The organism is Micromonospora polyrhachis (genome assembly GCF_014203835.1).
GTDB lineage: Bacteria > Actinomycetota > Actinomycetes > Mycobacteriales > Micromonosporaceae > Micromonospora_H > Micromonospora_H polyrhachis.
The window spans coordinates 1301912-1315382 of the sequence record NZ_JACHJW010000001.1 but is presented as its reverse complement, the minus strand read 5'-3'; the positions used below and the strand labels follow the sequence as shown (position 1 = coordinate 1315382).

Genomic DNA, 13471 nt, shown 5'->3' with positions numbered 1-13471 from the left:
AGCCCCGGCCGGGGAGAGCGGGGGCCGCCACCAGTTCGGTTCCAGGGTCAGCTGGCGTACGTCTCCAGCCGCTGCGCCCGCGACGGTTGGCGGAGCTTGAGCAGCGTCACCTTCTCGATCTGGCGGATCCGCTCGCGGGAGAGCCCGAACTCGCGACCCACCTCGTCCAGGGTGCGCTGCCGACCGTCGTCGAGCCCGAAGCGCAGCCGGATCACCGCCTGCTCGCGCTGCGACAGGGTGGCGAGGACGATCTCCACCTCGTTACGGAGCTGGCCCTGGGCGGCCGACTCGCCCGGGTCGATGCTCGGATCCACGGCGGCCACGAAGTCGCCGAGCGCGCTCTCGCCGTCCTCGCCGACGGCCTGGTCCAGGCTGACCGGCTCCCGGTCGTAGGAGATGAGTTCGATCACCTGGAACTCCGCGACGCCGAGGGCGGTGGCGATCTCGGCGACGGTGGGCTCCCGGCCCATGGTGGTGGCGAGGTCCCGCCGGGTGCGCACCATCCGGTTCACCTGCTCGACCATGTGCACCGGGATTCGGATGGTGCGGGCCTGGTCGGCCATGGCGCGGGTGATGGCCTGGCGGATCCACCAGGTGGCGTAGGTGGAGAACTTGTAGCCCTTGGTGTAGTCGAACTTCTCGACGGCGCGGATGAGGCCGAGGTTGCCCTCCTGGATGAGGTCGAGGAAGGCCATGCCCCGGCCGGTGTAGCGCTTGGCGATGCTGACGACCAGCCGCAGGTTCGCCTCCAGCAGGTGGTTCTTGGCGGCGCGTCCCTGGTCGACGACGATGCCCAGCTCCGTACGCAGAGGCTCGGCCACCGGCTCGGTGAGCTTCTCCTCGGCGTAGAGGCCGGCCTCGATCCGCTTGGCGAGTTCGACCTCCTGCACGGCGGTGAGCAGCTTGGTACGGCCGATGCCGTTGAGGTAGGCCCGGACCAGATCGGCCGAGACACCGCGCTCGTCGGTCGCGTCGAGGTCGACCAGTTGCTCGTTGGCGATCCTGCCGGCATCGGCGGCTACCGCCGATCCCACCATGACGGCCGGCTTGAGTTCTTTCTCGGTCATCTGCAGGACCATCTCCAGTCGCCTCCCCGCGTCGACAAGTGGCACGCGCCAGCGCGAACCGCGCTGGTGGATACCAGCTTGGCCGGTGGGGCGTGAAGCTGAGGTGAGGAGACGGCCGACGTGGCATGAATCCGGGATCAGACCGGAGGTCATTCGTCCGTTCTGGTGGTGTATCCGGGTAATGTCCAGCGAAGATTCCGGCTTGCCGTCGCCGATTACTCTGCCACCCGTTCGCCACTGAGGCACCACATGAAAGCAACGGAGGACGTAATGGTCTTCAAGAGATTGATGCAGGCGATGGGCGTTGGCGGTCCGTCGGTGGAGACCGTGTTGAGCAACCCCAACTGCCGGCCCGGCGGATACCTGGAAGGGCAGATCCATGTTGCCGGCGGCGACCACGCGGTGGACATCGAGTACGTCGCGCTGGGCCTGGTAACCCGCGTCGAGGTCGAGAGCGGCGACAGCGAGTACGACACCACCCAGGAATTCCACCGCCAGCGGGTGACCGGCCCGTTCCGCCTGGAGGCGGGGCAGCGCCACGACATCCCGTTCCGGTTCGACGTGCCCTGGGAGACGCCGATCACCGAGGTCTACGGTCAGCACCTGCACGGCATGACGATGGGGCTGCGGACCGAACTCGAAGTCGCCCGATCCCTCGACAAGGGGGACCTCGACCCGGTGGCGGTGCATCCGCTGCCGGCCCAGGAACGCATTCTCGACGCGCTGCTGCGGCTCGGTTTCCGGTTCAGCCGGGCCGACGTCGAACGGGGCCACATCTACGGCGTGCAGCAGACACTGCCGTTCTACCAGGAGATCGAGTTCTACCCGCCACCCCAGTACGCCCGCGCGATCAACCAGCTGGAACTGACCTTCATCGGTACGCCCCAACACCTCCAGGTCGTACTGGAGATCGACAAGCGGGGTGGCGTGTTCACCGAGGGGCGGGACGCGTTCGGCCGGTTCACCGTGGGCTACGCCGCGGTCGAGCAGACCGACTGGGTGGCCCAACTCGACGGCTGGCTGCGGCAGTCCATCCAGAAGCGCGGCCTGTTCTTCTGATCCTCAATGGTGGGCCCGTCTACGGGCGGGGCGGGCCCGCTGGCCGCCGGTCGGTGCGGGCCAGTAGGTCCGGCCTGGTCCATGGCTCCAGCAGCATGGGGTCCTGGTCCGTGGCTTCGGTAGCGCAATCCTGGTCTATAGCTCCAGCAGCACGGTCCGGGGACCGACGTTGACACTCTCGACCAGCATGTGCGCCCGGAACCGGCCGGTCTCCACCTGTGCGCCGCGTGTTCGCAACGCCTCGGCGAAGGCAGTCACCAGCGGTTCGGCCACCTCGGCCGGGGCCGCCGCACCCCAACTCGGCCGTCGCCCCTTGCGGGCGTCCCCGTACAGGGTGAACTGGCTGACTACGAGGATCGGTGAACCGGTATCGGCAGCCGACCGCTCGTCGTCGAGGATGCGCAGTTCATGCACCTTGCGAGCCATGGTCGTGGCGGTGGTGTCCGTGTCGGCGTGGGTAACGCCGAGCAGCACCAGCAGGCCATCGGAGATCGCCCCCACGACGGCACCGTCCACCGTGACGCTTGCCCGGCTCACCGTCTGTACCACCGCACGCATGAGGAGCAGACTGCCACACCCGGTCGGGCCCGATCGTCGGACCCGACCAGCGGGCGGCGTGGTGGCGGTGCGCGCCCGCTGGTCACCGGGCAAGGGCAGTCCGGGCGGTTCGGACGCTTCGGCAGACAGGCAGACAGGCAGACAGGCAGACAGGCAGACAGGCAGTCCGGGCCGGACGCTTCGGCAGACAGGCAGGCAGGGCGGTCCGGATCGGCCCGGGTCAGGCCGGCAGCGGTTCGATCAGTCCGCGTTCGACCAGATGGGCGATGATCGGTCCGGCCGCCTCGGCGAGGTCGGCCGTCGGTACCTCGTGGGCGGCGGCGAGCAGGGCCAGCTGGTCACGCAGCGGCAGCCGCCCGTCGCAACCGCCCACCAGCGCCAGCACCAGCGGGTCGACCTCTTCGGACCAGCGCAGCCCGTGTGGCATGACGAGGACCTGCCGGTCGACCGCCCAGCCCTCCTCGCCCATGGTCGCCTCCTGCCGTAGCCGCAGGCCGTCGGCCGCCTGGTAGCGGGCGGAGAGCAGCCCGTCGGTGTCGCGTACCCGGAGCCAGTCCTGGCGGTCGAACCAGGCGGCGACCTGGTCGCCCAGCGGTGGCTGCACCGGCTGTCGTAGTTCCTCCACCCGGACCACCGGGACGTCGTGGCCGCTGCGGCGCAAGTTGATCACGCCGAAGCCGATCGCCTCGACCTTGTGCGCGTCGAACCAGTCCAGCCAGTCGACCACCCGCTGCGGGTCGGTGGCCTCGCTGGCGTCGGCCAGCCACAGGTCCACGTACGCCTTCGGGTCGGCCACCTCCCGCTGGATGACCCAGGCGTCCAGCCCGGTGCCGGCGAACCACCCGGCCACCCGCTCGTCCCAGTCCTCGCCGGCGACGTGCACCCAGTTCGCCAGGTACTGCATGGTGCCGCCCTCGGTGAGCAGGCCCGGTGCCGCGGCGGCCAGTTCCGCCCCGACCCCGTCACCGACCCGACCGGAGTCCCGGTACGTGTGCGTGGTGGTGCCCGGCCCGACCACGAATGGGGGATTGCTCACCACCAGGTCGAAGCGCCGGCCGGCGACCGGTGCTGCCAGGTCCCCGGCCAACAGTTCCCAGTCCTGTCCGCTCAGCCGGGCGGTGGTCGCCGCGAACCGCAGCGAGCGGGGGGAGAGGTCGGTGGCGGTGACCTTCTGCGCGTGGGTGGACAGGTGCAGTGCCTGCACACCGGAACCGGTGCCCAGGTCGAGCGCGGTGCGGACCGGCCGGCGGATCGCCGCACCGACCAGGGTGGTGGAGGCACCTCCCACGCCCAGCACGTGGTCGCTGGCCAGCGGTCCGGGTCGGCTGCCAGCGGGCAGGTCGGAGAGCACCCACCAGGTGTCGCCGTACGGCTCCAGGTCGACGGCCTGACGTAGCCCGTCGCCGTACCGCTCGACCAGCCCGCCAGCGAGTGCGTCAGCCAGCGGCAGCGGCGCGAGCGCGGCGGCGACCGCCGGCTCCGGTTCGGTCTGGGCGCAGACGAAGAGCCGGATCAGGGTGTCGAGCCGGTCCCCGCCCTCGGTGGCCCGTAGCGCCGCCCGGTAGTCGTTTCCCGCCAGCGCCCCCGTGGCTACCGGTCCGAGCCGCTCGGCGATTCCGCTCGACGTGTATCCGGCGCTGATCAGCGCGTCCCTGAGCTGGTCGACCCCGGTGGGAGAGAGCAGCATGTCATGTACGTCCACGCCCCCATACTGCCGGCTGTGTCCCGCCGCACCGGTGCAACCCCGTTCGACTCACCTGGCGGCGTGGGTCGAGCGGTCTCCCCATCGGCAACGCGGTCTCATTGTGTTCAATTCGTGACGGCGGGTCACCATGTCCGAGGTGTCATCCAGCGGCAGGATGTGCGGATGACGCTCTCGCTGCCGATCGGGGACGAGGCCAACGAATTGCTCCGACGCAACCCGCTGGCCTTGTTGATCGGGATGCTGCTCGACCAGCAGGTGTCGATGGAGAAGGCGTTCTCCGCGCCGTACGACCTGGTACGGCGGCTGGGCCACGAACCGGATGCGCACGAGTTGGCCGACTTCGACCCGGAAGAGCTGGTGAAGATCTTCGCCGAGCGGCCCGCGTTGCACCGGTTTCCGAAGGCGATGGCTGCTCGGGTCCAGGACATGTGTCGGCTGCTCGTCGAGCGCCACGCCGGGGACGCGGCGCAGGTGTGGATCGATGCGCCGGACGGAGCGACCGCGCTGCGGCGGATCGGTGAACTGCCCGGGTTCGGCATGCAGAAGGCGCAGATCTTCCTGGCCCTGCTCGGCAAGCGATTCGGCGTACGACCGCCGGGCTGGCGGGAGGCCGCCGGGTCGTACGGCGAGGACGGGGTGTACCGCTCGGTCGCCGACATCACCGACCAGGCGGCGCTGCTGAGCGTGCGGGAGTACAAGCAACAGATGAAGGCCGCCGCCAAGAATTCGAAAGCGTGAACGCAACCCGGCGAGGGCCGAATGCGTCTAGCCCTGGACGACCTGAGCCGGGGGGTGTCGGGCGAACCGGAGAACCTGGGGAGAGTGACGATGACGGTCAGGCACATGTTGCGCCGGGTGCTCGGCTCGACACCTGGGGTCCGGCGGCTGTATCGGGAGATGCGTAGCACCAGACGTACCTCGGAGGAGGCGCTGCGGCTGGCGACCGAGTCGGCGCGCGCGGTGGAGAGCCTGTTGCAGAGCGAGCTGGAACTGAAACGCGAACTGGCCGCGTTGCGTGCGCTCGTGATGGGCGATGGCGCGCCGCGCGAGGCCGACCGGGAGCGGGTCCGATGAGGACCGCCTGGGAGATCGACGGGACGACCTGGCGGCTGCGTCTGAGGTTGGACCCGGAGGACACCCTCACCGCGACCGGGCAGGATGGCCGGGCGATCGAGTTGCTCACCGACCGGTGCCGGATTGAGTTGCCCGAGCCGGCCGGCGGGGTCCACCCCGACCTACGTGCGTTGGCGGCCTGGCTGATCCTCCAGCCGTGGGCCGGGCGTCGGGTGTCGTTCGACCAACCGGTCTCGTCGTACTTCGCCGAGGCGATCCAGGCCGGCTGGGGGGTGGTGGCCGGTCCGGTCGATCCGGGGCTGGCCCCGCGTGCGGCGGGGCCGGTGGCTGGGCTCTCCTACAGCGGGGGGTACGACTCCCTCGCGGTCAGCCTGATGTTGCCGCCGGAGACACCGCACCTCTTCTTTCGTCGGGTGCCGCATCCTCGGGTGCCGAACCGGGCTACCCACGTCAAGTTCGACGTGGCCCAACGGCTGGTCGAGGAAGCCGGGGGGCGGGGCCGTCGAGTCGCCGTCGTACGCTCCGACCTGGAGTATCTGACCCTGCCGTTTCCCATGTTGCCGACCTGGCCGGCCTTCGCGATCGGCCTGACACTGCTCGCCGACCGGCTGGATCTGGGGGCGATCGCCTTCGGCACGGTGTTGGAGTCGCGGTTCCTGCACAACGGCCGACGCTTCAGCCGCGACGGCGTCTCCGCATGGGCCCAGCCCTTCGCCGCCGCCGGTCTGCCGATGCTGCGTCCGGCAGCGGGCATGACCGAGGTGCTGACTTTGGGGCTGGCCGCCGGTTCGGACCTTGGCGATCTGGCCCGGTCGTGTCTGCTCGGAACGAACCAGAGCCCCTGCCTGGCCTGTGTCAAGTGCCTCCGCAAGGAGCTGATCCTCGCGGCGTTGCGCCGGGGGCCATTGCCCGCCGAACTGTTGCGCCGGATCCCCGCGACGCACCGGGTGGCCCGGGAGTTGCTCGACGGTGGCCCTCCGTTCTACTTCCAGGACATGCTGGAGTACGGCTTGGCCCGTGCGCGGGTCGACGGCACCTTTCTCGCCGCACTGCGGGATCGGCTTTCCCCCACCATCGCCGGTACGGCGTGGGCCGAGCACTACTATCCGCCCACGTTGGACCTGGAGGTACCTCCGCCGTGGCGGCCCACGATCGCCCGGTTCGTCGCTGACCGGATCGGGTTGATGACGGCGGATGAGGTGACGACCGTGCAGACCTGGGACGCCGCCAGCCGGCCGGCACTCGCCAACGTCCTGCGCTAGCGGCGATTCCAGACCATTCGGCCACCGTGCCGACGGAGGTCGACGCGCTCGGCATTGGCGGGCGCTGGTTCGGCGCGGCGTTGGCGGGCGCTGGTCGGCGTGGTGCTGGCCGGTTCACCCCGGACTTGGCGGGTCGGCTCAGGCGGCGGTGGGCTGTGCGAGGGCCGCCAGTGCCCGGCGTACGTCGGCCAGGGACACCGTCGCGGACTCGTCGAGGTCGGCGAGCCCGGCCTCGATCCATTGCCGCATGAGCGTGGTGACCCCGATGCCCCGGGCGTCGGCGGCGGCCCGGACCCGCTCGTAGGTGTCCAGCGGTAGCCGTACCGAGCGGCTGACCATCGGCACATCGGTGTCCGGGGTGGGCAGCTCAACCGGTTGGCTGCCGTCGATCAGCTCGGCGAGCCGCTCGCCACCGTCGGGGAACTGCTTGGTCGCGTCCTGCCGGTTCATCTGTGTCGCCTCCTCATCGCCGCCAGCCCCGCATCGCCTCGTCGTAGCGCTTGGACTCGCTGTCGCTCAGGTCCCGTGCGGAGAGGATGTCCCAGTCGTGGTCGACCCGGTCCGCCTCGGCGAGCAGGATGGCCAGTCGCCGACCCCGGTGTGCGGTCGCGTAGACGATCATCACGTCGTCACCGAGGTGTCGGATGATCCGTCGTGCGCTGTGCAGGGCTTCCCAGACTTCTGCCGGGGTAACGTCGTAGACCTTCAGGTTGCCCAGTGCCTCATCGGTGAAGCTGAACCTCCTGCCCACCGCCGGAGCGTACCACGCACGTAACACGGTTCGGACCGAACTGGTTGCCGATGGTACGAGCGGCCACGGGAGGTGCGAGGATGGACGGGCAGCCCCGAGGAGGACCGTGGTGAAGCGTCAGGCGTTCGAGCCGATTCTGATCACCGATGCCTCGCGCAGCCAGGATGACCAGTTGCAGAGCCGCCAGGTGCGTTACCTCGTCATGATGGGCATCCGCCTCCTCTGCCTGGTGCTGGGGGCGGTCCTGGTCGTGGTCGAGGCCCCGATGCTCTGGCTCTGGCTACCGCTCTGTGGCGTTGGCATGATCCTTCTGCCGTGGTTGGCCGTGATCCTGGTCAACGATCGTCCGCCCAAGGACGAGCACCGCCTCGCCTACCGGTTCCGGCACCGCGCCGCCACCGGAAGCGCACCACGCAGCCTGTCGGCCGAGGAACGACCACATCCGATCATCGACGCCGAGCCCTGATCCGCCGCGTGTCGGAAAGGGCCCGATCCACCTCTCACTGACTCGGCGGCCCGATCCACCCCTCACTGACTCGGGGGACGAGGCGCTGCGCAGCTAGTCGGGGAGCGGCGCGATGCCGAAGGCCTCAGCGAACTCGAGGATTCCGCCACCGAACGGACCAGGCCGCTGCTCGAGTGCGGCCGCGAGTCGATCGGGGCTGGCGACGAGGCATATCGGGCGTCCGGTTGGTGATCTCCCCTCGCCAGCTAGACGGCGTGCCGCCGTCAGTCTCCTTGTCCGGTCGCACCGACAGCCGGGCGGGCGCCCACCGTCGACACCGCCACCGCGCCGGTCTCCCCGGCTCGCGTCAACGCGGTGGCCGGCGCGGCCCCGGCCACCCAGGCGGCCAGCAGTCCGGCCGCGAACGCGTCACCGGCTCCGGTCACGTCGACCACCGGCACCCGTTGGGCCGGCGACCCGATCACCGGCCCACCCTGGCAGGCCCAGACCGCCCCGTCGGCCCCGCGCTTCACCACGGCGTTGCGGACCGTCGTGGCCAACGCCCGGGCCTGCGCCTCGGGTTCCTGCTCGCCGGCCAGGGCGGTGGCCTCGTCGGAGTTGGCGAGCAACAGGTCGACGTCACGTACCCAGTCCAGGAACGCCACCGCCCCGACCTGCCGCAACGGTGCCGCGGAGGCCGCGTCGACGCTGGTGGTGAGCCCGAGTTCGCGGGCGGCGGCCAACGCCCGCAGGCCAGCGTCGCGTGACCCGGCGTCCAACAGGGTGTACGCGGACAGGTGCAGATGCCGCGCGTCGGGTGCTTCGGCCAGCGCTGCGTCCACGTCTGCCGCGGTCAACCGTAGGTTGGCACCCCGTTCGGTGATCATGGTCCGTTCACCGTCGTGGGCGAGCACGATCACCGTGCCGGTCGGTGTGTCCGGGCACTGTCGCACCGCGCAGTGCACCCCGAGGTCGGCCAGCTCCGCCAGTCGGGCCCGGCCGGCGTCGTCCGCGCCGACCGCCCCGACCAGGGTCACCGGGCTGCGCAGCCAGCCGAGCCAGGCGGCGGTGTTGGCGGCCTGGCCACCTCCGGTGAACCGGATGGCCGCCGGGGCGTCCGAGCCGGTGGCCAGTGGTCCGGACAACACCGCGAGTACGTCGGTGATCACGTCGCCGACGGTGATGATCCGTGGCGGTACGGCCATCAGCCGGCGAGGCTGGGACGCGCTGCCAGGGCGACCGCGATCTGGGCCGCCAGCGTGGCGTTCCGCAGGATGATCCGGACGTTCACCGCGAGACTGGCGCCCTCGGTGGCGGAGTGGAAGTGAGACAGCAGGAACGGTGTGACGGCCTTGCCGGTGACCCCCTCGCGCTCCATCCGGGCCAGTCCTTCGGCCAGCGTACGGTCGTGCAGCGCCGGGTCGAGCTGCTCGTCGATCGGCAGCGGGTTCGCCACGATCACGCCACCGAGGTGTGCGCCGTGCGCCGCCTGGGCGGTCAGCACGGCGGCGGCCTGCTCGGGGGAGTCCACCGACCAGTCGAGGCCGAAGCCGCTGTCGGTGATGAAGAAGCCGGGGAAGCGGTGGGTGCGATAGCCGAGCACCGCCACCCCCAGGGTCTCCAGCCGCTCCAGGGTGGCTCCTACGTCGAGGATCGACTTGACTCCGGCACAGACCACCGTGATCGGCGTACGGGCCAGGGTGGTCAGGTCCGCCGACTCGTCGAAGGTCTGGCTGGCTTCCCGGTGTACCCCGCCGAGCCCACCGGTGGCGAAGACCCCGATCCCGGCGGCGGCGGCCACCGCGCTGGTGGCGGCTACCGTGGTCGCCCCGTCCGCGCCGGTGGCGGAGGCTATCGCGAGGTCGCGTACGGAGAGCTTGGCCACCCCGTCGGTGCTGGCGAGTCGGGTCAACTGGTCGTCGTCGAGGCCGACGACGAGTTCGCCACCCACCATGCCGATGGTCGCCGGGACCGCTCCGGCGGCCCGTACCGCCTGCTCGATCTCCCGCGCGACCCGAAGGTTGTCGGGCCGGGGCAGACCGTGCGAGACGATCGTGCTCTCCAGCGCCACGACGGGTCGCCCGTCGCGTCGCGCGTCGGCTACCTCGGCGCCGTACCGGATGTGAAAGTCGGTCACATCTGACACCGTACGGGCTCGGCTCGGGCGGGGGCGCGGTGGACCATGCGGTAGTGACCTGCCAAACTGGATGACCGGAGGTGTAGACGTGAGCACACAGGTTCTCGAGCGTCCCGAACAGAAGGACGCCGACACCGGGCCGGAAATGTTCCATTACGTCCGGAAAGAGAAGATCGCCGAAAGTGCGGTCATGGGTACGTTCGTGATCGCCCTCTGCGGCGAGACGTTCCCCGTCACCAAGGCGGCCAAGCCCGGCTCACCCGTCTGCCCCAAGTGCAAGGAGATCTACGACTCGATGACCGGCTGAGCTGGTGCCGAGTCCCCGGTCCGCTGCGTAACCTTCGGCGGTGACCACCTCCACCGCCCTGCTCCTGGCCGACCTGGCCGGTGTCGCCGTCTTCGCCGCCTCGGGTGCCTCGGCCGGGGTGGCCAAGCGACTCGACCTCTTCGGCGTGGTCTTCGTCGGGTTCGTCGCCGCCCTCGGTGGTGGGATCTTCCGGGATCTCGCCATCAACGAGGTGCCGCCCCTGGCCTTCGCCGACTGGCGGTACGCCACGACCGCCGTGGTCACCGCCGCAGCCGTGTTCTGGCTACATCCACAACTGGCCCGCCTGCGGACCACCGTACTGGTCCTGGACGCCGCCGGGCTGGGCCTGTTCACCGTCGCCGGCACGCTCAAGGCGCTCTCGGTCGACGTACCACCCGTCGGTGCCTGCCTGATCGGGATGCTCACCGGCATCGGTGGCGGCCTCGGTCGTGACCTGCTGACCGGGGAGATCCCGGTGGTGTTGCGGCGAGAGATCTACGCGGTGGCGGCGCTCACCGGGGCGGTCGTGGTGGCTGGCCTGGACTACGCCGGCGTCACCGGACCGGTCGCACTCGTCGGAGCGGCGGTGCTGGTCTTCGTCGTACGTCTGGTGGCCCTGCGCCGAAGCTGGTCGGCCCCGGTAGCCGGCCTTCGGGAGTCCGCTTCGGTTTCGCGTGGTTGGCGCATACCCCGCCCGGGCTATCGGAGCGGGAAGGCCCTGTCGGCCGGAGGTTCGGAGCAGTCGACCGGGACCCCGCTCTCCCGGTGGCACCGACGGCGACCGACGGGCTGACCGGCGACCAGCCGGCTGGCCTGGCAGCCTCGAGGCGGCCGGGCGACGCACCTGGGCGGCCCGCCGGATGACCCGGTAGTCTCCGGGCGGCCGGGCGACGCACCCGGGCGACCTGCGGGGCGCCGGTGTCGGCTGGGGTGGCAGGCGACTCCTGGTTATGCTGGGACGGCCTTCGCCGGCCACCGGTCGCGGAGGCGTTTTCATGGACCTGGTGACCGGTCCGGACAGCGGTGGGTGTCGTGATCGTAAGGGCTCCCGAACCGATGCCACCGGTCCGCTGTGATCGCCGCCCTTCGGGCTGAGGAGGAGAGTTCGCATGGCCGCCTCGCCACCGTCGATAGATTCCTTCCCGGCGCTGCGGGCATGGCAGCGCAAGGCACTGGTCGAATACCTGCGCCGCCGCTCCGACGACTTCCTGGCCGTCGCCACCCCCGGCGCCGGCAAGACCACCTTCGCCCTACGCATCGCCGCCGAGTTGCTCGTCGACGGCACCGTCGAGGCGGTTACCGTCGTCGCCCCCACCGAACACCTCAAGACGCAGTGGGCGCTCGCGGCGGCCCGGGTGGGCATCCAACTCGACTCGGCCTTCCGCAACTCCGACCTGCACTCGTCGGCCGACTTCCACGGCGCGGTACTCACCTACGCCCAGGTCGGAATGGCCCCGCAGGTGCACCGGCGGCGCACCATGACCCGACGCACCCTGGTCATCCTCGACGAGATCCACCACGCGGGAGACTCGCGCACCTGGGGCGACGGAGTCCGGGACGCGTTCGAGCCGGCCGTACGCCGGCTGATGTTGACCGGGACGCCGTTCCGGTCCGACGACAACCCGATCCCGTTCGTGGACTACGAACGGGGCCAGGACGGCCTGCAACGCTCCCGAGCCGACTCGGTGTACGGCTACTCCCACGCGCTCCGTGACGGCGTCGTCCGCCCAGTGATCTTCCTCGCCTACTCGGGGGAGACCCGGTGGCGGACCAGCGCCGGCGACGAACTGGCCGCTCGGCTGGGCGAGCCGATGACCCAGGAGTTGATCGGGCAGGCGTGGCGGACCGCGCTGGACCCGGTGGGCGACTGGATGCCCCAGGTGCTCCGCGCCGCTGACGCGCGGCTCCAGGTGCTGCGCTCGGGCGGGATGCCCGACGCTGGTGGCCTGGTCATCGCCAGTGACCAGCAGGCGGCCCGGGCCTATGCCCGGCTGATCGAGCGGGTCACCGGGGAGAAGGCCGTTGTGGTGCTCTCCGACGACGACGGCGCGTCGGCCCGGATCGCCTCGTTCGCCGCCTCGGAGCAGCGCTGGCTGGTCGCCGTCCGGATGGTCTCCGAGGGCGTCGACATCCCCCGGCTCGCCGTCGGGGTGTACGCCACCAGCGCCTCCACGCCGCTCTACTTCGCGCAGGCGATCGGTCGTTTCGTCCGGGCCCGGCGCCCCGGTGAGACCGCGTCGGTCTTCGTGCCCAGCGTGCCGCACCTGCTCGGGCTGGCCAGTGAACTGGAAGCGGAACGCGACCACGTCCTGGGTGAGCCGAAGAAGCGGGAGGGATTCGACGACGACCTGCTGGAGCGGGCGCAACGCAACGAGCAGGCCAGTGGGGAGCTGGAGAAGCGGTTCGAGGCGCTGTCGGCCACCGCCGAACTCGACCAGGTCATCTTCGACGGCACCTCCTTCGGCACGGCCGCCCAGGCGGGCACCCCGGAGGAGGAGGAATACCTGGGCCTACCGGGGCTGCTGACCGCCGATCAGGTGGCGTTGCTGCTCAACAAGCGGCAAGCCGAGCAGTTGGCGGCCCAGCGACGGCGCAGGAGCAACGAATCGGCACCGCCAGCGACCCGCGAGCCAGCCGGGCCCCGAAGCGCCGCGGAGCGGCGGGTGGCGTTGCGTCGGCAGCTCAACACGCTTGTCGCGGCCCGGCACCACAGCACCGGGTTGCCGCACGGCAAAATCCACGCTGAGCTGCGCCGGTTGTGCGGAGGTCCGCCCAGTGCCCAGGCCACCATCGAACAGCTTGAGGAACGTATCGCCACCGTGCAGACCCTCTGAGGGGTTTCCGGCGACCCTCCTCTCGCTCGGCGCGGCGTTGACCCGGTCGGTCGAGGTCGAGCACCCTGGGCCGGTCTGCCGTCGTCGATCACCGCCGTCCGGTTTGCCCCGTGCACATGATCGGTGACCGCTGAGCTGTGTGACACGCCGTACGCCCTGCTGTTGAGCCGCCGCCGATCGCGTCCATCGCCACACGTCGTTCCGTAGCGAAACAGGTGACCACGAAATAGGTGACCGGAGGCACCCAGTTCGGGTACCTCCGGTCACCTATG

Annotated in this window: 14 protein-coding genes and 1 pseudogene; 8 read left to right on the top strand and 7 right to left on the bottom strand. The window is 70.5% G+C overall.

Features of this window, described 5'->3' with window-relative positions:
• Positions 1 to 47: 47 nt before the first annotated feature.
• On the bottom strand, positions 48 to 1037 hold the full coding sequence (gene sigB / locus FHR38_RS05140; RefSeq protein ID WP_246446954.1) for an RNA polymerase sigma factor SigB: 990 nt from the start codon (positions 1035 to 1037) through the stop codon (positions 48 to 50).
• A gap of 300 nt (positions 1038 to 1337) precedes the next feature.
• Here sigB and FHR38_RS05135 point away from each other — a divergent pair, with 300 nt between their 5' ends.
• Positions 1338 to 2126: a sporulation protein gene (locus FHR38_RS05135; RefSeq protein ID WP_184533221.1), complete on the top strand. Its 789-nt coding sequence runs from the start codon at positions 1338 to 1340 to the stop codon at positions 2124 to 2126.
• Between the two features lie 135 nt (positions 2127 to 2261).
• Here FHR38_RS05135 and dtd read toward each other — a convergent pair whose 3' ends face one another.
• The gene (gene dtd, locus FHR38_RS05130; protein WP_184533219.1) at positions 2262 to 2684 is read right to left on the bottom strand and encodes a D-aminoacyl-tRNA deacylase; all 423 of its coding nucleotides are present in this window, start codon (positions 2682 to 2684) and stop codon (positions 2262 to 2264) included.
• A 220-nt stretch (positions 2685 to 2904) separates the two neighbouring features.
• Positions 2905 to 4386, bottom strand: a complete 1482-nt coding sequence (locus FHR38_RS05125; protein WP_184533217.1) for a DUF7782 domain-containing protein — start codon at positions 4384 to 4386, stop codon at positions 2905 to 2907.
• A gap of 165 nt (positions 4387 to 4551) precedes the next feature.
• Between FHR38_RS05125 and FHR38_RS05120 the strand changes: the two genes are divergently transcribed.
• From FHR38_RS05120 to FHR38_RS05110, 3 genes are all read left to right on the top strand, one after another.
• Positions 4552 to 5127: an HhH-GPD-type base excision DNA repair protein gene (locus FHR38_RS05120; protein ID WP_184533215.1), complete on the top strand. Its 576-nt coding sequence runs from the start codon at positions 4552 to 4554 to the stop codon at positions 5125 to 5127.
• A 90-nt stretch (positions 5128 to 5217) separates the two neighbouring features.
• Entirely contained in the window at positions 5218 to 5463 is a 246-nt protein-coding gene (locus FHR38_RS05115; protein ID WP_184533213.1) for a hypothetical protein, read from the top strand.
• Positions 5460 to 6725: a DUF6395 domain-containing protein gene (locus tag FHR38_RS05110; protein WP_184533211.1), complete on the top strand. Its 1266-nt coding sequence runs from the start codon at positions 5460 to 5462 to the stop codon at positions 6723 to 6725. The genes FHR38_RS05115 and FHR38_RS05110 overlap by 4 nt, the downstream gene beginning before the upstream one ends.
• Positions 6726 to 6863: 138 nt before the next feature.
• On the opposite strand, the gene FHR38_RS05105 is transcribed toward FHR38_RS05110, so the two are convergent.
• Positions 6864 to 7175 (bottom strand): YlcI/YnfO family protein, encoded by a 312-nt coding sequence (locus tag FHR38_RS05105; RefSeq protein ID WP_184533209.1) that lies wholly within the window; start codon positions 7173 to 7175, stop codon positions 6864 to 6866.
• Positions 7176 to 7188: 13 nt separating this feature from the next.
• Positions 7189 to 7476, bottom strand: a complete 288-nt coding sequence (locus FHR38_RS05100; protein WP_312881850.1) for a hypothetical protein — start codon at positions 7474 to 7476, stop codon at positions 7189 to 7191.
• 109 nt (positions 7477 to 7585) lie between these two features.
• Here FHR38_RS05100 and FHR38_RS05095 point away from each other — a divergent pair, with 109 nt between their 5' ends.
• Positions 7586 to 7942, top strand: a complete 357-nt coding sequence (locus tag FHR38_RS05095; RefSeq protein ID WP_184533205.1) for a DUF3099 domain-containing protein — start codon at positions 7586 to 7588, stop codon at positions 7940 to 7942.
• Between the two features lie 263 nt (positions 7943 to 8205).
• Here FHR38_RS05095 and FHR38_RS05090 read toward each other — a convergent pair whose 3' ends face one another.
• Both FHR38_RS05090 and FHR38_RS05085 read right to left on the bottom strand, forming a co-directional pair.
• A complete protein-coding gene (locus FHR38_RS05090; protein ID WP_184533203.1) occupies positions 8206 to 9126 on the bottom strand; it encodes a carbohydrate kinase family protein in 921 nt (306 codons plus the stop codon).
• Entirely contained in the window at positions 9126 to 10058 is a 933-nt protein-coding gene (locus FHR38_RS05085; protein WP_184533201.1) for a pseudouridine-5'-phosphate glycosidase, read from the bottom strand. Before FHR38_RS05085 ends, FHR38_RS05090 begins: the two co-directional genes overlap by 1 nt.
• A 70-nt stretch (positions 10059 to 10128) precedes the next feature.
• On the opposite strand from FHR38_RS05085, the gene FHR38_RS05080 reads away from it, so the two are divergent.
• The 3 genes and pseudogenes from FHR38_RS05080 (at position 10129) to FHR38_RS05070 (ending at position 13199) form a co-directional block, all read left to right on the top strand.
• Complete coding sequence (locus FHR38_RS05080) at positions 10129 to 10365, top strand: DUF3039 domain-containing protein (RefSeq protein ID WP_184533199.1); 237 nt, start codon at positions 10129 to 10131, stop codon at positions 10363 to 10365.
• A gap of 40 nt (positions 10366 to 10405) precedes the next feature.
• Positions 10406 to 11020, top strand: a pseudogene (locus FHR38_RS05075) (trimeric intracellular cation channel family protein); the annotation flags it as partial.
• 454 nt (positions 11021 to 11474) lie between these two features.
• Positions 11475 to 13199 carry a DEAD/DEAH box helicase gene (locus tag FHR38_RS05070; RefSeq protein ID WP_184533195.1) on the top strand — a complete coding sequence of 575 codons (1725 nt, stop codon included), beginning with the start codon at positions 11475 to 11477 and terminating at the stop codon, positions 13197 to 13199.
• Positions 13200 to 13471 lie beyond the last annotated feature (272 nt).

Excerpts from the sequence above, each read along its gene's own strand:
- sigB (WP_246446954.1), bottom strand. The coding sequence starts at position 1,037 with ATGGTGGGATCGGCGGTAGCCGCCGATGCCGGCAGGATCGCCAACGAG.
- FHR38_RS05135 (WP_184533221.1), top strand. The coding sequence starts at position 1,338 with ATGGTCTTCAAGAGATTGATGCAGGCGATGGGCGTTGGCGGTCCGTCG.
- dtd (WP_184533219.1), bottom strand. The coding sequence starts at position 2,684 with ATGCGTGCGGTGGTACAGACGGTGAGCCGGGCAAGCGTCACGGTGGAC.
- FHR38_RS05120 (WP_184533215.1), top strand. The coding sequence starts at position 4,552 with ATGACGCTCTCGCTGCCGATCGGGGACGAGGCCAACGAATTGCTCCGA.
- FHR38_RS05115 (WP_184533213.1), top strand. The coding sequence starts at position 5,218 with ATGACGGTCAGGCACATGTTGCGCCGGGTGCTCGGCTCGACACCTGGG.
- FHR38_RS05110 (WP_184533211.1), top strand. The coding sequence starts at position 5,460 with ATGAGGACCGCCTGGGAGATCGACGGGACGACCTGGCGGCTGCGTCTG.
- FHR38_RS05105 (WP_184533209.1), bottom strand. The coding sequence starts at position 7,175 with ATGAACCGGCAGGACGCGACCAAGCAGTTCCCCGACGGTGGCGAGCGG.
- FHR38_RS05090 (WP_184533203.1), bottom strand. The coding sequence starts at position 9,126 with ATGGCCGTACCGCCACGGATCATCACCGTCGGCGACGTGATCACCGAC.
- FHR38_RS05080 (WP_184533199.1), top strand. The coding sequence starts at position 10,129 with ATGACCGGAGGTGTAGACGTGAGCACACAGGTTCTCGAGCGTCCCGAA.
- FHR38_RS05070 (WP_184533195.1), top strand. The coding sequence starts at position 11,475 with ATGGCCGCCTCGCCACCGTCGATAGATTCCTTCCCGGCGCTGCGGGCA.